The 17251-nt window shown below is 72.7% G+C and carries 18 protein-coding genes; 4 read left to right on the top strand and 14 right to left on the bottom strand.

What is annotated here, in order from left to right; translation table 11 throughout:
• Window positions 1-1119 carry a recombinase RecA gene (gene recA / locus AMK11_RS32580; protein ID WP_073731720.1) on the bottom strand — a complete coding sequence of 373 codons (1119 nt, stop codon included), beginning with the start codon at window positions 1117-1119 and terminating at the stop codon, window positions 1-3.
• A 278-nt stretch (window positions 1120-1397) separates the two neighbouring features.
• On the opposite strand from recA, the gene AMK11_RS32575 reads away from it, so the two are divergent.
• A complete protein-coding gene (locus tag AMK11_RS32575) occupies window positions 1398-1598 on the top strand; it encodes a DUF2191 domain-containing protein (RefSeq protein ID WP_073731719.1) in 201 nt (66 codons plus the stop codon).
• A gap of 5 nt (window positions 1599-1603) precedes the next feature.
• On the opposite strand, the gene AMK11_RS32570 is transcribed toward AMK11_RS32575, so the two are convergent.
• Both AMK11_RS32570 and AMK11_RS32565 read right to left on the bottom strand, forming a co-directional pair.
• The gene (locus AMK11_RS32570; RefSeq protein WP_198941513.1) at window positions 1604-2848 is read right to left on the bottom strand and encodes an AI-2E family transporter; all 1245 of its coding nucleotides are present in this window, start codon (window positions 2846-2848) and stop codon (window positions 1604-1606) included.
• Window positions 2849-2908: 60 nt separating this feature from the next.
• Complete coding sequence (locus AMK11_RS32565; protein ID WP_007445009.1) at window positions 2909-3103, bottom strand: DUF3046 domain-containing protein; 195 nt, start codon at window positions 3101-3103, stop codon at window positions 2909-2911.
• Window positions 3104-3184: 81 nt separating this feature from the next.
• Between AMK11_RS32565 and AMK11_RS32560 the strand changes: the two genes are divergently transcribed.
• Window positions 3185-4138, top strand: a complete 954-nt coding sequence (locus AMK11_RS32560; RefSeq protein WP_073731717.1) for a hypothetical protein — start codon at window positions 3185-3187, stop codon at window positions 4136-4138.
• A gap of 28 nt (window positions 4139-4166) precedes the next feature.
• Here the strand turns inward: AMK11_RS32560 and AMK11_RS32555 are convergent, their stop codons facing one another.
• Genes AMK11_RS32555 through AMK11_RS32545 form a run of 3 tightly spaced genes read right to left on the bottom strand, consistent with a single transcriptional unit; the run spans window position 4167 to window position 6078 of the window.
• Window positions 4167-4475 (bottom strand): AzlD domain-containing protein, encoded by a 309-nt coding sequence (locus AMK11_RS32555; RefSeq protein WP_073731716.1) that lies wholly within the window; start codon window positions 4473-4475, stop codon window positions 4167-4169.
• Window positions 4472-5215, bottom strand: a complete 744-nt coding sequence (locus AMK11_RS32550) for an AzlC family ABC transporter permease (RefSeq protein WP_073731715.1) — start codon at window positions 5213-5215, stop codon at window positions 4472-4474. The genes AMK11_RS32555 and AMK11_RS32550 overlap by 4 nt, the downstream gene beginning before the upstream one ends.
• On the bottom strand, window positions 5212-6078 hold the full coding sequence (locus tag AMK11_RS32545; protein ID WP_073731714.1) for an AraC family transcriptional regulator: 867 nt from the start codon (window positions 6076-6078) through the stop codon (window positions 5212-5214). The genes AMK11_RS32550 and AMK11_RS32545 overlap by 4 nt, the downstream gene beginning before the upstream one ends.
• A 107-nt stretch (window positions 6079-6185) precedes the next feature.
• On the opposite strand from AMK11_RS32545, the gene AMK11_RS32540 reads away from it, so the two are divergent.
• Both AMK11_RS32540 and AMK11_RS32535 read left to right on the top strand, forming a co-directional pair.
• The gene (locus AMK11_RS32540) at window positions 6186-11258 is read left to right on the top strand and encodes an ATP-dependent helicase (RefSeq protein ID WP_073731713.1); all 5073 of its coding nucleotides are present in this window, start codon (window positions 6186-6188) and stop codon (window positions 11256-11258) included.
• Window positions 11259-11276: 18 nt separating this feature from the next.
• Window positions 11277-12125: a DNA-formamidopyrimidine glycosylase family protein gene (locus AMK11_RS32535; protein ID WP_073731712.1), complete on the top strand. Its 849-nt coding sequence runs from the start codon at window positions 11277-11279 to the stop codon at window positions 12123-12125.
• A gap of 1 nt (window position 12126) precedes the next feature.
• On the opposite strand, the gene AMK11_RS32530 is transcribed toward AMK11_RS32535, so the two are convergent.
• The 8 genes from AMK11_RS32530 to rimO form a co-directional block, all read right to left on the bottom strand.
• A complete protein-coding gene (locus tag AMK11_RS32530; protein WP_073731711.1) occupies window positions 12127-12612 on the bottom strand; it encodes an SRPBCC family protein in 486 nt (161 codons plus the stop codon).
• Window positions 12609-13001: an ArsR/SmtB family transcription factor gene (locus AMK11_RS32525; protein ID WP_073731710.1), complete on the bottom strand. Its 393-nt coding sequence runs from the start codon at window positions 12999-13001 to the stop codon at window positions 12609-12611. Before AMK11_RS32525 ends, AMK11_RS32530 begins: the two co-directional genes overlap by 4 nt.
• A 59-nt stretch (window positions 13002-13060) precedes the next feature.
• Window positions 13061-13321, bottom strand: a complete 261-nt coding sequence (locus AMK11_RS32520) for a hypothetical protein (RefSeq protein ID WP_073731709.1) — start codon at window positions 13319-13321, stop codon at window positions 13061-13063.
• A gap of 7 nt (window positions 13322-13328) precedes the next feature.
• Window positions 13329-13799: a Dps family protein gene (locus tag AMK11_RS32515; RefSeq protein ID WP_073731708.1), complete on the bottom strand. Its 471-nt coding sequence runs from the start codon at window positions 13797-13799 to the stop codon at window positions 13329-13331.
• A gap of 227 nt (window positions 13800-14026) precedes the next feature.
• Complete coding sequence (locus tag AMK11_RS32510; RefSeq protein WP_007387871.1) at window positions 14027-14407, bottom strand: helix-turn-helix domain-containing protein; 381 nt, start codon at window positions 14405-14407, stop codon at window positions 14027-14029.
• 109 nt (window positions 14408-14516) lie between these two features.
• Window positions 14517-15062, bottom strand: coding sequence for a CinA family protein (locus tag AMK11_RS32505; protein ID WP_073731707.1), 546 nt, complete (start codon window positions 15060-15062; stop codon window positions 14517-14519).
• Complete coding sequence (gene pgsA / locus AMK11_RS32500; RefSeq protein ID WP_073731706.1) at window positions 15059-15763, bottom strand: CDP-diacylglycerol--glycerol-3-phosphate 3-phosphatidyltransferase; 705 nt, start codon at window positions 15761-15763, stop codon at window positions 15059-15061. Before pgsA ends, AMK11_RS32505 begins: the two co-directional genes overlap by 4 nt.
• A complete protein-coding gene (gene rimO / locus AMK11_RS32495) occupies window positions 15760-17241 on the bottom strand; it encodes a 30S ribosomal protein S12 methylthiotransferase RimO (RefSeq protein ID WP_073731705.1) in 1482 nt (493 codons plus the stop codon). Before rimO ends, pgsA begins: the two co-directional genes overlap by 4 nt.
• Window positions 17242-17251 lie beyond the last annotated feature (10 nt).

The raw sequence follows: 17251 nt of genomic DNA, 5'->3' as shown, positions 1-17251 counted from the left end.
TCAGCTCTTGGCTGCCGCGGCCTTGGACTTGGTGGCCTTGGGGGTCGCGGGGGCGGGCACCGCCGGTGCGGGGTCGGCCGCGGCGGCGTCCGGTCCCGGCTCGGTGGCCGCCGGCTCCTCGGGACGCACCCCGACGCCCAGCTTCTCCTTGATCTTCTTCTCGATCTCGTTGGCGAGGTCGGGGTTGTCCTTCAGGAAGTTGCGCGCGTTCTCCTTGCCCTGGCCGAGCTGGTCGCCCTCGTACGTGTACCAGGCGCCGGCCTTACGGACGAAGCCGTGCTCCACGCCCATGTCGATCAGGCCGCCCTCGCGGCTGATGCCCTGGCCGTAGAGGATGTCGAACTCGGCCTGCTTGAAGGGCGGCGCGACCTTGTTCTTGACGACCTTGCAGCGGGTGCGGTTGCCGACCGCCTCCGTGCCGTCCTTCAGGGTCTCGATGCGGCGGATGTCGATGCGCACCGAGGCGTAGAACTTCAGCGCCCGGCCACCGGTCGTGGTCTCCGGAGAGCCGAACATGACGCCGATCTTCTCGCGGAGCTGGTTGATGAAGATCGCGGTGGTCTTGGACTGGTTGAGCGCGCTGGTGATCTTCCGGAGGGCCTGGCTCATCAGCCGGGCCTGGAGACCGACGTGGCTGTCGCCCATCTCGCCCTCGATCTCCGCACGCGGCACGAGCGCGGCGACGGAGTCGATGACGATGAGGTCGAGGGCACCGGAGCGGACCAGCATGTCCACGATCTCCAGGGCCTGCTCGCCGTTGTCCGGCTGGGACAGGATCAGGTTGTCGATGTCGACGCCGAGCTTCTGCGCGTACTCGGGGTCGAGGGCGTGCTCCGCGTCCACGAACGCGACCTGACCGCCGGCCTTCTGCGCGTTCGCCACGGCGTGCAGGGTCAGGGTCGTCTTGCCCGAGGACTCGGGGCCGTAGATCTCCACGACCCGGCCACGCGGGATGCCACCGACACCGAGGGCCACGTCGAGCGCGGTCGAGCCGGTCGAGATGACCTCGATGGGCTCCTTCGACCGCTCACCCATGCGCATGACCGCGCCCTTGCCGAATTGCCGTTCAATCTGTGCGAGCGCGGCGTCCAGCGCCTTCTCGCGGTCGGTTCCTGCCATGGGTTCCACCCGGTTTGCTTGATTCGATCGCTTCACGTCAAAGACGCTAATGCCTGCCACTGACAATGCGCCCCGATGCGGGTCCGGCCTGTGGATAACTCGGGCACTTCTCCGTCCAAACCCAGTCGAATCACCCGTCACGAGCCTCGCCGGAGCCTCCATAAGAATGGATGTTCGATTTTCGTGTCAAGCGCACCACGTGGCTCCTCCGAGCGTACGTCTGCCGGTCCGGCCGCCACGTGGCTAGAGTGCGGTCGCGACGTGAAGAGGGGGGCACCATGGCCAAGATCAGCATCAGTCTTGACGCCGAACTGGTGGTGGAGGTGATGGTCCTGGCCGGCATCGGATCGCCCCAGGACGCCGTCGAGGCGGTGGTGCGGGACTACATCGCCCGCGGCCACCGCACGGAGACCCGCACCGGCAGCACGGACCTCGGACTGCGGGAGACCGACGCCAAGCCGCAGGAGCCGCAGGGCTGATCCCTCTAAGAGCCGGCCCCGTCCTCCGGCCTCTTGGCCCACAGCTTGCGCAGGCGCGTGGAACCTCCGGCCCCGGCCGGCCGGCGGATCCGGCGTCCGTGGACGCGCGGATCGTCCGTGACGTCGTAGCGCTTGACGTACGCCCCCAGGAACGCCTGCAGCGTGGCGATCGCCGGAATGGCGATCAGCGCACCGACCGCACCGAGCAGGGCGGTGCCCGCGACGACCGAGCCGAAGGCGACCGCGGGGTGGATGTCCACGGTCTTGGACGTCAGCTTGGGCTGCAGCACGTAGTTCTCGAACTGCTGGTAGATCACCACGAAGACCAGCACCCACAGCGCGTACCAGGGGTTGACCGTGAAGGCGATCAGCATCGGCAGGGCGCCCGCGAGATAGGTGCCGATGGTGGGGATGAACTGCGACACCAGGCCCACCCACACGGCGAGCGCGGGGGCGTACGGCACCTCCAGGAACTCCAGCAGGATGTAGTGCGCGACACCAGACACGAGCGCCATCAGACCGCGCGAGTACAGATAGCCGCCCGTCTTGTCGACGGCGATCTCCCACGCGCGCAGCACCTCGGCCTGCCGGGCGGGCGGCAGGACGGAGCAGAGCGCGCGCCGCAGCCGGGGACCGTCGGCGGCGAAGTAGAAGGAGAACAGCAGGATCGTCAGCAGCTGGAAGAGCCCGCCGAGGACCTGGGCCGACACGTCCAGGACACCGGTGGCGCTGTTCTGCACGTAGTTGCGCAGCCAGTCGGAGCGGAGCAGGCCCTCCTGGATGTCCACCCGTCTCAGCTCGGTGTGGAAGTGGCCGTTGACCCAGTTGATGACGGAGTCGAGGTACTCCGGGAAGTCCTCGACCATCTTGACGATCTGGCCCGCGAGCATGGAGCCGAGCAGCGTGACGAACCCGGCTGCGGCGATCAGCACCAGGAGGAACACGAAGAAGGTGGCCAGTCCGCGGCGCATGCCGCGAGCGGCCATCCAGCTCACCGCGGGCTCGATGGCGAGGGCCAGGAAGAACGCGATGAGGATGTTGATCAACAGGCCGGTGAGCTGGTGGAAGGCCCAGCTGCCCAGCTGGAAGACGGCGATGAGCGCGAGAGCGAGCACCATGGCGCGCGGCAGCCAGCGCGGCATGCGCGCACCCGGCCCGGCGGCGCCTGCGGGCGGGGGCGGGGCGGGCGGCGTCGTGCCGGGCGCGGAGGGGTGCCGGGTCGCCTGCCCGGTCTCGTCAGTCGGTGCCACGGACCAAGTCTCGCCCACGCCGGGGACGGCGGAGTCCCGTTCGGTGATCTTCGCGCCCGGTCAGCGCTGCTCCCGCGGCACGTTCATGACGGTGCAGACGACCCGCCACACGTCCTTGGCGTCCCAGCCGGCGTCCAGCGCCTCGTGCACCGTACGCCCGCCCAGCTCCGCCATCACGTGATCGCGCGCGAAGGTGTCGGCGTACCCCGGACCGAAGTGATCCGTCATCCGCTCCCAGAAGACCGTCAACCGCATGACTCCAGTATCCCGCCCCTGAGGGTGGGCCCTGTGCCGGGACCACCTACCGGGACCGCTTTCCGTCCTACGGTCTTGACCATGGCCGAAAACGGAGCTTCCGCACTCCCCACGACGCCCCCGCCCCCGGCGGGGCGCTCTCCGCTCGCACGCGCCGAGCACTTCGTCTGGCTCACCGCGCGGGTGCTGGAACAGCGCCTGTTCGCGTACCACTTCCGCGGTGGCGACGCCGGTCCGGTGGAGAGTGCCCTGGACGCCTACCGCAACGAGGACGGCGGGTACGGTCACGGGCTGGAGCCCGATCTGCGCGGCCCGGTCAGCCAGCCGCTGCACACCGCGCGTGCCCTGCGCGTCCTGGACGCCGTCGGCGGTTGCGGCGGACAGCGCGTGGAGCGGATGTGCCGCTACCTGACCTCCGTGTCCACGCGGGACGGCGCCCTGCCCGCGGTCCACCCCAGTCAGCGGGGGTATCCGGCGGCCCCGTTCGTGCCGGTCGTGGACGACCCTCCCGGCGAGCTGCTCGCCACGGGGCCGGTGGTCGGCCTGCTGCACCGCAACGACGTCTGGCACGCCTGGCTGTTCCGGGCGACGGACTTCTGCTGGCAGGCGGCGGAGTCGCTGGAATCCTCTCACCCCTACGAGATCGAGGCCGCCGTGGCCTTCCTGGACAGCGCTCCCGACCGTCCCCGCGCGGAGGCGGCCGCCGGCCGGCTGGGCCGCCTCGTGCGCGGACAGCGCCTCGCGGTACTGGAGCCGGACGAGCGCGACGCGTACCCGGTCTCCCCGGGCTACGCCCCGGGCGAGCACCACTTCCCCCACGACTACGCGGGCCACCCGCACTCCCTCGCGCGCGCGTGGTTCACGGACGACGAGATGGCCCGCTCCCTCGACTTCCTCGCCTCGGAGCAGGAGGAGGACGGGGGCTGGCCCGTCCGCTGGCGCCGCTGGGCACCCGCTCCCGCCCTGGAGGCCCGTCCCGGGGTGACGATCGAGGCCCTGCGCACGCTCCGCGCGTACGGCCGCCCGATCGACTGACGGCCGACCGACCGGCCGACCGGGCTCGTCAGCCGCCCATGGCCCGTACGCCCGCGGTCACCACCACGGCCGCCGCGACGACGAGCAGGAACGGCGCGCGCAGAACCAGCGCCAGGGCGGCCGCGGCGACTCCCGCGGCCCGCGCGTCCAGCACCAGCGCCTGCCCGTCGGCGAAGGTCTGCTGCGCGGTGAGCGCGGCGAGGAGCGCCACGGGCAGCAGGGCGGCGAGACGCCGCACCAAGGGCCGCTCCAGCGCGCCCGCGGGCACCAGCAGCCCGACGAGTTTGACGACGTAGCACCCCACCGCGGTCACGCCGATCGCGATCCAGACGCTCAACGGTCCTCCTCCCGTGCCAAGTCCTGACCGGCCCCGCTCCCGCGGCGTCCGCGCGCCCAGAGGACGACCGGGGCCGCCAGTGCGGCCACCAGAACGGGCACACCGGCGGGCAGGACGGGGAGCAGGCCGAGTCCCAGGAGGACGGCCAGCGCGGCAACCATCCGTTCCGTGGTGGTCCTCAGCATCGGCGCGAGCAGCGCCAGGAAGACGGCGGGCCCGGCGGCGTCGAGCCCCCAGGCGTCGGTGTCCCCGATGGCCTCCGCACCCAGCGCGCCGAGCAGGGTGGTGAGGTTCCACAGCAAGTACAGGGTGAGTCCGGTGACGGTGAACCCGATCCGGACGCCGCGCCGCGTGGGCTGGGCGAGGGCCACGGCCGTCGTCTCGTCGATCACCCACTGCGCGGCGAACGGGCGCACCGCGCGCGGGAGGGCCAGCAACTGCGACAGCCGCAGCCCGTAGAAGGCGTTGCGCACGCCCAGGAAGAAGGCCCCCGCCGCGGCGGTGAGCGGATTGCCGCCGGCCGCCAGCGCCCCGACGAGCGCGAACTGGGACGCCCCGGTGAACACCAGGAGGCTGAGCGCGCAGGTCTGCGCCAGTGTCAGTCCGCTGCCGGCCGAGGTCACCCCGAAGGCGAACCCGGACAGTCCGACGGCGACGCCGACACCGAGGGCGTCCCGTACGACGGCGGCGTCCGGCTTGCCCTCCACGCTCGTTTCCGGGACTACTGTCTGATCTGTCACTCCTCGGACGGTAGGAGAAGTCTCCGCCGCGCGTCTTGTACGTTCTTGCGCTCCCGCTGGTAGGCGCCGGGCGGCACACCCACGATCCGCGCGAAGTGCCGGTTCAGGTGCGGCTGGTCGGTGAAGCCCACGGCGACGGCGGCCTCGGCCAGTGACGTCCCGGTGTCCAGCAGCCGCCGCGCCCGGCGTACCCGGGCGTCCGTCAGCCAGGTGTGGGGCGGCATCCCGTAGGCGTCCCGGAAGGCGCGCAGCAGCGCGAAGGGACTGCTGCCGAGCTCGGCGGCGAGCCGTTCCAGACTCGGCGGGCCGGCCATCCGCTCCTCCAGCACGGCACGCGCGCGTGCCGCGATCCGCGCCCCGGCCGTCCGCACCTCCCGGCGCGGCAGCGCACCGCCGTTCAGCCGCAGCAGCCGGGTGACGGCCACGCGCAGCAGGGTGTCGGCGGCGAGCGCGTTCCCCTCGTCGGCGGCCCGCAGCACGCGGTGCACCAGCTCGACGGTGTACGGGTCGTCGAGCACCGGCCTGACGAATCCGGGTGTCCCGCGCAGTGTGGTCGTCTCCGCCGCGATGCCGGCCACGAGCTCGGGCGCCGGGTAGACGGCACCGTAGCGCCAGCCCTCCGGTACGCCGGCCCGACCCGTGTGCGGGGTGTCCGGGTTGACGAGGGCGAGCGACCCGGCCCCTGCGTACTGGTCGCTCCCGCCGTGGTGGAAGATCTCCACGCCGTCGGCGATGGCGGCGATGACGAAGTGCTCGTGCGTGTGGCGGATGAAGGTCTTCCGTATGTACTGGGCCCGGAGCAGGTCGACGCCGGGCAGCTCCGGGTACCGCCAGTGCCGCGCCCGCTCACCCGATCCCGCCATGCGCCCATTCTCCGTCACGCTTGCGCGCCGCCCCGCCACCGCAGCCGCAGGCACCCGCATCCGCCCAGCTCAGGCCGATTGTCAGTGCTCGGGTGCACGATGGATCCATGGTCAGCTCCGCACACCGAGCCCTGGACGGCTTCTCCCCCGCGACCCGCGGCTGGTTCACGGGGGCCTTCTCCGCGCCCACCGCCGCCCAGGCGGGGGCGTGGCAGGCCATCTCGGAGGGCTCCGACGTCCTGGTGGTCGCCCCCACCGGCTCCGGCAAGACGCTGGCCGCCTTCCTCGCCGCCCTGGACCAGCTGGCCTCGACGCCGCCGCCCGCCGACCCCAAGAAGCGCTGCCGGGTCCTTTACGTCTCCCCGCTCAAGGCCCTGGCCGTCGACGTCGAGCGCAATCTCCGCAGTCCCCTGACCGGCATCCGCCAGGAATCCGTGCGCCTCGGCCTGCCCGAGCCCGAGGTCAAGGTCGGTATCCGCTCCGGCGACACCCCGGCCGCCGAGCGCCGTGCCCTGTCCACCCGTCCGCCGGACATCCTGATCACCACCCCAGAGTCCCTGTTCCTGATGCTGACGTCGGCCACGCGCGACGCGCTGACCGGCGTCGAGACGGTGATCCTGGACGAGGTGCACGCGGTGGCGGGCACCAAGCGCGGCGCCCATCTCGCACTCACCCTGGAGCGGCTGGACGAGCTGCTGTCGAAGCCGGCCCGCCGCATCGGGCTGTCGGCGACGGTCCGCCCCGTGGACGAGGTCGCCCGGTTCCTGGCCCCGCGCGGCAGGGTGGAGGTGGTCCAGCCGGAGTCGGGCAAGGAGTTCGACCTGTCCGTCGTCGTCCCGGTCGAGGACCTGGGCGAGCTGGGCGGCTCCCCGGTCGCGGACGGCAACGAGGGCGCGGAGCGACCGTCGATCTGGCCGCACGTGGAGGAGCGCATCACCGACCTCGTCCAGGCGCACCGCTCCACGATCGTCTTCGCCAACTCCCGGCGCCTGGCGGAACGCCTGTGCAACAGGCTCAACGAGATCGCGTACGAGCGGGCCACCGGTGAGCCGCTGGACGAGCACCACTCCCCCGCGGAGCTCATGGGCGGGTCGGGCGTCGCGCAGGGCGCCCCGTCCGTGATCGCCCGCGCCCACCACGGCTCGGTCTCCAAGGAGCAGCGCGCCCTGGTCGAGGAGGACCTCAAGGCGGGCCGCCTGCCCGCGGTGGTGGCGACGTCCAGCCTGGAGCTGGGCATCGACATGGGCGCCGTCGACCTGGTCGTCCAGGTCGAGTCGCCGCCCTCCGTGGCCTCCGGCCTCCAGCGCGTCGGCCGCGCGGGACACCAGGTCGGCGCCGTCTCCACGGGCGTGGTCTTCCCCAAGTACCGCGGGGACCTGGTGCAGGCGGCCGTGGTCACCGAGCGGATGCGCGACGGCGCCATCGAGGCGCTCAGGATCCCGGCCAACCCGCTGGACGTCCTGGCGCAGCAGATCGTGGCGATGACGGCCCTGGACACCTGGCAGGTCGACGACCTGCTCGCCACCGTCCGACGCGCCGCCCCGTTCGCCTCGCTGCCGGAGTCGGCCTTCACGGCGGTCCTGGACATGCTCGCGGGCCGCTATCCGTCCGACGCCTTCGCCGAACTGCGCCCGCGCGTGGTCTGGGACCGGGTCGCCGGCACGATCACCGGCCGGCCGGGCGCGCAGCGCCTCGCGGTCACGTCCGGCGGCACGATTCCCGACCGCGGACTCTTCGGTGTCTTCCTCGCCGGAGCCGACCCGAAGAAGGGCGGCGGCCGGGTCGGCGAGCTCGACGAGGAGATGGTGTACGAATCCCGCGTGGGGGACGTCTTCACGCTCGGCACCAGCTCCTGGCGGATCGAGGACATCACCCGCGACCGGGTGCTGGTCTCCCCGGCTCCCGGCGTGCCGGGCCGGCTGCCGTTCTGGAAGGGCGACCAGCTGGGCCGGCCCTTGGAACTGGGCCGCGCACTCGGCGCCTTCCTGCGCGAGGTCGGCTCCCTCGCCAAGGAGGACGCCCGGCTGCGCCTGGTCACCGCCGGGCTGGACGCCTGGGCGGCGGACAACGTGCTGGCGTACCTCGACGAACAGCGCGAGGCCTGCGGACACGTCCCCGACGACCGCACCATCGTGGTCGAACGGTTCCGGGACGAGCTGGGCGACTGGCGGGTCGTGGTCCACTCCCCCTTCGGCGCGCAGGTCCACGCCCCGTGGGCGCTGGCGCTCGGTGCCAAGCTGACCGAGCGGTACGGCATGGACGCGCAGGTCATGCACGCCGACGACGGCATCGTGCTGCGCCTGCCGGACGCCGACCTGATGGGTCTGGACTTCCTCGACCAGGACCCCGCGAAGCCGGGCCTCGAGTACGACGCCGAGAAGGCGCCCGTCGGCGCGGCCGACGTCGTCTTCGACAAGGGAGAGGTGGACCGGGTCGTCACCGACCAGGTGGGCGGCTCCGCGCTGTTCGCGTCCCGGTTCCGCGAGTGCGCCGCCCGTGCGCTGCTGCTGCCGCGCCGCAGCCCCGGCAAGCGCACCCCGTTGTGGCAGCAGCGGCAGCGCGCCGCGCAGCTGCTGGAGGTGGCGAGCGAGTACGGCTCGTTCCCGATCGTCCTGGAGGCGATCCGCGAGTGCCTCCAGGACGTCTTCGACGTGCCCGGTCTTGTCGAGCTGATGGGCGACCTGGAGTCGCGCAAGGTGCGCCTGGTCGAGGTCACCACCCCGGAGCCGTCGCCGTTCGCCCGCTCGCTGCTCTTCGGCTACGTCGCACAGTTCCTGTACGAGGGCGACTCGCCCCTCGCCGAGCGCCGGGCCGCCGCCCTGTCGCTGGACTCCCGGCTGCTGGCCGAACTGCTCGGCCAGGCGGAGCTGCGCGAGCTGCTCGACGCGGAGGTGCTGACCGAGCTGGAGCGCGAGCTGCAGTGGCTCACCGACGACCGCCGGGTGAAGGACCCGGAGGGCGTCGCGGACCTGCTGCGGGTGCTCGGCCCGCTCACCGACGCCGAGCTGGCCGAGCGGGGTGCCGAGCCGCGGTGGGCGCCGGAGCTGGCCGCCGCCCGGCGCGCGATCAAGGTACGGATCGCCGGTGCCGACCACTGGGCGGCGATCGAGGACGCGGGGCGGCTGCGCGACGCGCTGGGCACGGCGCTGCCCGTCGGCGTGCCGGAGGCCTTCACCGAGCCGGTCAAGGACCCCCTCGGCGACCTGCTGGCCCGCCACGCCCGCACCCACGGCCCGTTCACGTCGGTCACCGCGGCGGCCCGCTTCGGCCTCGGCGTGGCGGTCACCGACGGCGCCCTGCAACGGCTCGCGGCGGCGGGCCGTGTCGTGCAGGGCGAGTTCCATCCGGCCGGCATCGGCCAGGAGTGGTGCGACGCGACGGTCCTGCGCCGGTTGCGGCGCCGCTCCCTGGCCGCGCTCCGGCACGAACTGGAGCCGGTGCCGCCGGCCGCGCTCGGGCAGTTCCTTCCCCAGTGGCAGCACATCGGCAAGGGGCACGCGCTGCGCGGCGTCGACGGGCTGGTCCGTGCGGTCGAGCAGTTGCAGGGCGCGTCGGTGCCCGCCTCCGCCCTGGAGAAGCTGGTCCTGCCGTCGCGGGTGGCGCACTACAACCCGGCGATGCTGGACGAACTCACGGCCGCCGGCGAGGTGGTGTGGGCCGGAGCCGGCTCGCTCCCCGGCAAGGACGGCTGGGTCTCCCTCTACCTCGCGGACGCGGCCCCCGTGCTCCTGCCGCCTCCGCACCCCCTGGAGACGACCGCTCTGCACGAGTCCGTCCTGAGCGCCCTCTCGGGCGGGTACGGCCTCTTCTTCCGCCAGATCGCCGACCAGGTCCGTGCGACCACCCACCCGGACGTCACCGATCCACAGCTGGCCGACGCCGTGTGGGAGCTGGCGTGGTCCGGACGGCTGACCAACGACACGCTCGCGCCCCTGCGCTCCCTGCTGGGCTCCGGCCGCACCGCGGGCTCCACCGCTCACCGCGCCAAGCGATCCGTGCCCCGCGGACGCTACGGCTCGCTCACGGCCGCCGCCCGGCCCGCCGCCCGCGGCGGCCCGCCGACCGTCGCCGGACGATGGTCGCTGCTCCCGGCCCGGGAGCCGGACACGACGGTGCGCGCTCACGCGCTGGCCCGCACGCTCCTCGACCGACACGGCGTGGTGACCAGGGGTGCGGTCGCGGCCGAGGGCGTCGAGGGCGGTTTCTCGGCGGTGTACCGCATTCTGGCCGCCTTCGAGGAGAGCGGGCAGGCCCGGCGGGGCTATGTCGTGGAAGGGCTCGGGGCGGCGCAGTTCGCCATGGAGGGCGCCGTGGACCGGTTGCGTGCGGTGGCGAACGCCCGGGACCGCGGCGAGGGCGCCCCGGGACCGGCGCCCTTCGCCGGCGGCCACGACAGCCCGGCGGCACCCGACGGTTTCCCCGGCCCGGCCCCCGGCTCGCCCTGGGCCGGCCCTTACGACGGCTCGTTCGACGCCCCGTCCGACGGCTTCCAGCCCGGCGGCCACGGGTCGCCCGGCGCTTCCGGCGCCCCGGGTCCCTCGGACGACGTCTTCGCGGACCCGGACGGGCTGGGCCGGTCCCCGTCCCGTGGTGACTACATCTCCCCCCGCGACTACCCCGAGCCGGGCGCCGGCGGCCCGCGCGGCGGCGGCGCGCAGGGCGGCAGTCCCGGCAGCTTCGGAGGGCTACCCGGAGGCGCTGACAGCGGCTTCGGCGGCCGGCGCGGTTCGTACAGCAGTGGTTCGTACGGCACCGGTTTCGGCGACCGCCGCGGCCGCGCCCCCGCCGGTCCGCCCGCCGTCGTACTGGCCGCCGCCGACCCGGCGAACGCGTACGGCGCCGCGCTCCCCTGGCCCGAGCCCCCGGCCGGCTCCACACACAAACCCGGCCGCAAGGCGGGGTCCCTGGTGGTGCTGGTCGAGGGCGAGCCCGCGCTCTACATGGAGCGCGGCGGCAAGACGCTCCTGCTGTGGCCGTCCGCCCCCGACGGTCCGCCCACGGACGATCCCCGCCTGCGCGCGGCGACGGAGGCGCTCGCCGAGGCAGCCCGTGCCGGATCCCTCGGCACGGTCACGGTGGAGCGTGTCAACGGCGCGGCGGCCCTGACCTCCCCGTTCGACCCGCTGCTGGAGAACGCGGGGTTCGTCGCCACCCCGCGCGGTCTGCGCATCCGCGCCTGAGCCTGTCACCCTTGACCCATGCCCGAAGGAGACACGGTCTGGCAGGCCGCGCGGCGGTTGCACGACGCCCTCGCCGGCAAGGTGCTGACGCGCAGCGACTTCCGCGTCCCCCGCTACGCCACGGCCGACCTCACCGGCCGCGCGGTCCTGGACGTCACCCCGCGCGGCAAGCACCTGCTGGCCCGCGTGGAGGGCGGTCTGACGGTGCACTCGCACCTGCGGATGGACGGCTCCTGGAAGGTGTTCGCGGCGGGCCGGCGCTGGAGCGGCGGCCCGGCGCACCAGATCCGCGCCGTGCTCGGCACCGCCGACCGCACGGCAGTCGGCTACCGCCTCCCGGTGCTGGAGATCCTCCGCACGGCCGACGAGGGGCGCGCCGTAGGCCACCTCGGCCCCGACCTGCTGGGCCCGGACTGGGACCCCGACCGGGCGTTGGCCAACCTGCTGGGTGACCCCGCCCGCACCCTCGGCGAAGCCCTGCTGGACCAGCGCAACCTCGCCGGTATCGGCAATGTCTACAAGTGCGAGCTCTGTTTCCTGCTCGGCGTCACTCCCTGGCTGCCCGTCGGGGAGCTGCCCGCCACGCATGCCGCGAAGGTGCCCGCGCTGGCGAAGCGGCTGCTGGAGGCCAACCGCGACCGTCCGGTCCGCCGCACGACGGGCCTGCGCGGCGCGGACCTGTTCGTGTACGGCCGGGCGCCCCGGCCCTGCCTGCGCTGCGGTACCTCGGTCCGGGTGGCCGACCAGGGCGACGGCTCGCGTGAGCGTCCCACGTACTGGTGCCCGGCCTGCCAGGCCGGCCCCGCCCCCGTCCGCGCCGCCACCGGCCCGCGGGGCGAGCCCGGGTGGCAGCGCGGGCCGCGCTGACTCAGCCGGCGAGCAGGGCGTCCATCTGGCCGGCCGCCTCGCGCAGGCCCTCCTCCATGCCCATCTTCATCAGCTGGTCCATCTGCTCCCGGGTGTCGAAGACCGCCAGCATCTCCATGCGGGTGCCGCCGTCGCGCTCGGTGAGCGTGACCCTGGTCGTGGTCGTCGGCATGTCGGCGTTGGGCACGCCGTCCTGGTCGGCGAACCCGTCGGTGAACTCCAGGGACGTCGGCGCGTCCACCGTGGCGACCCGCCACCAGCCGCGGTACTTGTCACCCTCGGGTCCGGTCATGAAATACGTGACGTCCCCGCCCGGGGTCAGGTCGTGCTCTTCCACCGTCGCCGGGTAGGTCGGCGGGCCCCACCAGCGCTCCAGCTGCCGGGGGTCGGACCACAGCTCCCACACCCGTTCCACGGGAGCGGAGAAGTCGGCGATCAGGGTGAGGGTCAGGTTCTCGAGGTCCTTGTTCAGACTGGTGACGCTCATCGTTCCGGTCCTTCCAGCGGGTTGGGCACGTCGGGTTCCGCTTCTCCGGCGAGCAGACGGGACATCCGCTCCACCCGGCCGCGCCAGGCGGTCTCGAGCTCGTCCAGTGCCTGACGGGCCCGGCCCACGGCATCGGGGTCGGTGCGCACGAGCTGCTCCCGTCCGCGGCGCCGCTTGACCACCAGGCCGGCCCGCTCCAGCACCGCGACGTGTTTCTGCACCGCGGCGAAGCTCATCGGGTAGGCCTTGGCCAGTCGTGACACCGACAGGTCCTCCCCCACGCAGCGACGCAGGATGTCGCGGCGCGTCGTGTCGGCCAAGGCGTGGAACAGGCGGTCCACGACGTCTTCGGCTTCTTCCGTGCCTCCGGGAACTCCATCTACAACCATTTGGTTGTACGTTAGCTCCGTCAGGAGGCCTTGTAAAGCGCTGCCTGCCTGAGCCAGGGTCATGCACCACCCCTCGGCGATCCCCGTCCGCACACGGCCGCGAACAGGGCCCGCCGCCACCGCCCCGCGCCCATCGCCCCCACCGCCTGCCGCCTGGGGACGCAGTGCACCGGCAGCACACTCAGCCCCCAGCCACCGACCGCGACCGCGCCTTCGAGCACCCCGGCCCCGGGTTCGAGCGCCAGGCGCAGTACGGCCCACCACCACAGCGCGCCGGCCCCCAGCGCGGCCGCCCGGCGAGCGGCCCGCGCCGACACCATGGCCGCGTCAGCCGTTCCCGGCCTGGAACATCCAGTGCTGCTTCTCGAGATCGGCGGTGATCTGGATGAAGATGTCCTGGCTCACCGGGTCGGGGTCCCAGGTCGCCGCGATCCGCTCCCGCATCCGCGTGATCACCGCGCCCAGCGCGTCCACGATCGTCTGCACCGCGGTGTTGTCGTCGACCCATCCGTCCGGCGTCACGTCGATGCCGCTGCCGACGGCCACGGTCGCGGCACGCCCGTCAGGGGAGACTCCCAGCGCCGAGGCGCGCTCGGCCACGGTGTCCGAGTGCGTGCGCGCGGTGTCGACCAGTTCGTCGAGCTGGAGGTGGACGGAGCGGAACCGCGGGCCGACCACGTTCCAGTGGATCTGCTTGGCGACCAGGGCCAGGTCCACCAGGTCCACGAGGCCGCCCTGGAGCGCCTCGGAGACGGCCTTCAGGTCCGCGTCGGACAACGGGCTCTTCACGACGTACATCCACACCTCCGTCGGTCGGCCCCCCGGCCGCTCCCGCCGCGGCCAGTCCCTCCACGATGACCGCACCGCCGAAGACCGGCAAACCGGGCACGACCGGCCATCACCACCGGCACTCCTGCCCCCACGCACGCAAGGATCCCGACCACGCACGCAAAAACCCCGACCGCACCTCTCCGGCTCCCCGGAGAAGCCCCGGCCGGGGCCTCACACGCACACGTTCGCAGCGCTCAGGCGGCGACGACGTCCACCGCCTCCGCGGGCGCCTTGATGGTCACCCGTTCCGGTGGCACACCGGTCACCGACACGGAACCAAGCATCGGGCGAACCGGCGCGGGAACGGTCTCGCTGGGCGTGGCCGCAGCGGACTGAGCCAGCTCGGCGAGCGCGAGCTCGTCGCTCACTTCCCGCATGAGTTCGGACATCCGTACGTCCAGCGCGTCGCAGATGGCGGAGAGCAGTTCGGAAGAAGCCTCCTTCTGCCCCCGCTCCACCTCGGAGAGATAGCCGAGTGAGACTCGGGCGGACGAGGAGACTTCGCGCAGAGTACGGCCCTGGCGTTGGCGCTGCCGACGCAGCACGTCACCCAGCAGGCGACGGAGCAGAATCATCGGTGGCTCCCTCCTCGGACCGTGTAACCGCATCCTTCACGCCCCACCGTACCGCCTCGCGCCGCGGCCGTGCGGGGAGCGATGTCGTGTTCACTCAGGGCTGCAAACATCAAAACCCCCCGTTCCGTTCCGTATCCTGTGCCCGCTCATTCCCGTTCTGTTCGCCCGCAAGCGTCCTCAAGAGCAGTGTGAGTACGCTCCGTACACTCTCCATACGAATTTCCGCGCGATCGCCGTTCAACCGCAGCGCCTCCACTTTTCCGCCACGGGCGGAACCACCGTCTTCTGCGCAGGGCCCGTCCAGGGCCACGAAGACCGTGCCCACCGGCTGTCCGTCCTGCGGGTCGGGGCCGGCCACGCCCGTGGTCGCGAGGCCCCAGTCGGCGCCCAGCGCCTTCCGCACGCCCGCCGCCATCTGGGCGGCGACCTGCGGGTCCACCGCTCCGCGCGCCGTGAGCAGGTCTCCGTCGACGCCGAGCAGGTCCCGCTTCAGCTCCGTCGCGTAGGCGGTGACCGATCCCCGGAAAGCCTTGGAAGCACCGGGGACCGAGGTGATCCCGGCCGCCACCAGTCCACCGGTCAGTGACTCGGCGACCGCGAGGGTCTCGCCCCTGACCGTGAGTAGCCGCACCACGTCGGCGGCCGTGGAACTCAAACTTCCCTCTCCTTCAACGCAGCTCTGCGCTCGGCGATTCCCCGGCGCCGCAGCACAATGGCCTGTTTCACGTAGTCCAGTCCGGTCGCCACGGTCAGGACGACCGCCGCCGCCATCACCCAGAACCTCAGGGTCGCCAGGGGGCCCGTCAGCGCCAGGACGTACATGCCGACAGCCACGCCCTGGGTGAGGGTCTTGAGCTTGCCGCCCCGGCTCGCGGGGATGACGCCGTACCGGATGACCACGAAACGCAGCACGGTGATGCCGAGTTCCCGGCCGAGGATGACGGCCGTCACCCACCACGGCAGGTCACCCAGGGCGGACAGACAGATGAGCGCCGCCCCCATGATCGCCTTGTCGGCGATGGGGTCGGCGATCTTCCCGAAGTCGGTGACGAGGTTGTAGGTGCGCGCCAGGTGCCCGTCGAACAGGTCGGTGATCATGGCGACGGCGAAGGCGGCCCAGGCGAAGGAGCGCCAGGCCGGGTCGTACCCGCCGTTGCCGAGCATCAGGGCGACGAAGGCCGGTACGAGGAGCAGCCGGAGCATCGTCAGCAGATTGGCGACGTTCCACACGCTCGCCTGGTTGACGGCGGCGGCCGCGATCTTGCCGCCGCGCCCGGCGGCCCCGCCCTCGGTCGCACCGCCGGTCCTGCGCGCACCGGAGGAACCGCCCGCCGCGGACGCCGGGACTCCCGTCATCTGCCGGCCTCCTCACTCCACGCGGACGACCCCGGCAGCGGCTCCGCCACCAGGTCAACACCCTCCGTACCGACCACCTTCGCCTCGACCATACTTCCGACCCGCAGGCCTTCGCCGCTCGTGAGCAGCACCTGGCCGTCGGTCTCGGGCGCCTGGTGCTCCGCCCGCCCCCGGACGCCGTCACCCTCGTCGGAGGGGTCCACGGACTCGACGAGGACGCGCACGGTGGCGCCCACGCGCTCCTCGGCGCGCTGCGAGACCAGTTCCTCGGCGAGGCGGGAGACGTGGGCCAGCCGCTCGGCGACGACGTCCTCGTCCAGCTTGTCGCCGTAGGTCGCCGCCTCGGTGCCCTCCTCGTCGGAGTAGCCGAAGACGCCGATGGCGTCCAGCCGCGCGTGGTTCAGGAAACGCTCCAGCTCGGCGAGGTCAGAAGCGGACTCGCCGGGGAAGCCCACGATGAAGTTGGAGCGCACACCGGCCTCGGGCGCCTTGCTCCGGATGGTGTCCAGCAGCTCCAGGAAGCGGTCGGTGTCGCCGAAGCGGCGCATGGCGCGCAGCACGTTCGGCGCGGAGTGCTGGAAGGAGAGGTCGAAGTAGGGCACGACCTTCTCGGTGGAGGTCAGGACGTCGATCAGGCCGGGGCGCATCTCGGCGGGCTGGAGGTAGCTGACGCGCACCCGCTCGATGCCGTCGACCTCGGCGAGGTTCGGCAGCAGCGACTCCAGCAGACGGATGTCGCCCAGGTCCTTGCCGTAGGAGGTGTTGTTCTCGGAGACCAGCATGATCTCCTTGACGCCCTGCTCGGCCAGCCACCGCGTCTCGTTCAGCACGTCGCTGGGGCGGCGCGAGATGAAGGAGCCGCGGAAGGACGGGATGGCGCAGAAGGAGCAGCGCCGGTCGCAGCCGGAGGCCAGCTTCACCGAGGCGACCGGGGAGCCGTCCAGGCGGCGGCGCAGGGGCGCGCGGGGACCGGAGGCGGGGGCGACACCCTCGGGGAGGTCGGCCGGGGCGTGCCCGGGCAGGGCGACGGAGGCGCCGGCCTCCTGACGCTCGGCGGGGCTGATCGGCAGCAGCTTGCGCCGGTCGCGCGGGGTGTGGGCGGCGTGGATGCCGCCGTTCAGGATGGTCTGCAGGCGGTCGGAGATGTCGGCGTAGTCGTCGAAGCCGAGGACGCCGTCGGCCTCGGGAAGGGCCTCGGCCAGCTCCTTGCCGTACCGCTCGGCCATGCAGCCCACCGCCACGACGGCCTGCGTTCTGCCGTGGCCCTTGAGGTCGTTGGCCTCCAGGAGGGCATCGACGGAGTCCTTCTTCGCGGCCTCGACGAAGCCGCACGTGTTCACGACGGCGACGTCCGCCCCCTCGGCGTCGTCGACGAGCTTCCAGCCGTCCGCCTCCAGACGGCCTGCGAGCTCCTCCGAGTCCACCTCGTTACGGGCGCAGCCAAGGGTGACGAGTGCGACGGTACGGCTTTCAGGCATGGGCTCAAGA

It is taken from the genome of Streptomyces sp. CB02414 (assembly GCF_001905385.1).
GTDB lineage: Bacteria > Actinomycetota > Actinomycetes > Streptomycetales > Streptomycetaceae > Streptomyces.
The sequence above is the reverse complement of the archived record's forward strand: the minus strand, read 5'-3'. Positions and strand labels throughout refer to the sequence as shown.

Coding starts and splice junctions, on each gene's coding strand:
- recA (WP_073731720.1), bottom strand. CDS start 1,119: ATGGCAGGAACCGACCGCGAGAAGGCGCTGGACGCCGCGCTCGCACAG.
- AMK11_RS32575 (WP_073731719.1), top strand. CDS start 1,398: ATGGCCAAGATCAGCATCAGTCTTGACGCCGAACTGGTGGTGGAGGTG.
- AMK11_RS32565 (WP_007445009.1), bottom strand. CDS start 3,103: ATGCGGTTGACGGTCTTCTGGGAGCGGATGACGGATCACTTCGGTCCG.
- AMK11_RS32560 (WP_073731717.1), top strand. CDS start 3,185: ATGGCCGAAAACGGAGCTTCCGCACTCCCCACGACGCCCCCGCCCCCG.
- AMK11_RS32545 (WP_073731714.1), bottom strand. CDS start 6,078: ATGGCGGGATCGGGTGAGCGGGCGCGGCACTGGCGGTACCCGGAGCTG.
- AMK11_RS32540 (WP_073731713.1), top strand. CDS start 6,186: ATGGTCAGCTCCGCACACCGAGCCCTGGACGGCTTCTCCCCCGCGACC.
- AMK11_RS32535 (WP_073731712.1), top strand. CDS start 11,277: ATGCCCGAAGGAGACACGGTCTGGCAGGCCGCGCGGCGGTTGCACGAC.
- AMK11_RS32530 (WP_073731711.1), bottom strand. CDS start 12,612: ATGAGCGTCACCAGTCTGAACAAGGACCTCGAGAACCTGACCCTCACC.
- AMK11_RS32525 (WP_073731710.1), bottom strand. CDS start 13,001: ATGGTTGTAGATGGAGTTCCCGGAGGCACGGAAGAAGCCGAAGACGTC.
- AMK11_RS32520 (WP_073731709.1), bottom strand. CDS start 13,321: ATGGTGTCGGCGCGGGCCGCTCGCCGGGCGGCCGCGCTGGGGGCCGGC.
- AMK11_RS32515 (WP_073731708.1), bottom strand. CDS start 13,799: ATGTACGTCGTGAAGAGCCCGTTGTCCGACGCGGACCTGAAGGCCGTC.
- AMK11_RS32510 (WP_007387871.1), bottom strand. CDS start 14,407: ATGATTCTGCTCCGTCGCCTGCTGGGTGACGTGCTGCGTCGGCAGCGC.
- pgsA (WP_073731706.1), bottom strand. CDS start 15,763: ATGACGGGAGTCCCGGCGTCCGCGGCGGGCGGTTCCTCCGGTGCGCGC.
- rimO (WP_073731705.1), bottom strand. CDS start 17,241: ATGCCTGAAAGCCGTACCGTCGCACTCGTCACCCTTGGCTGCGCCCGT.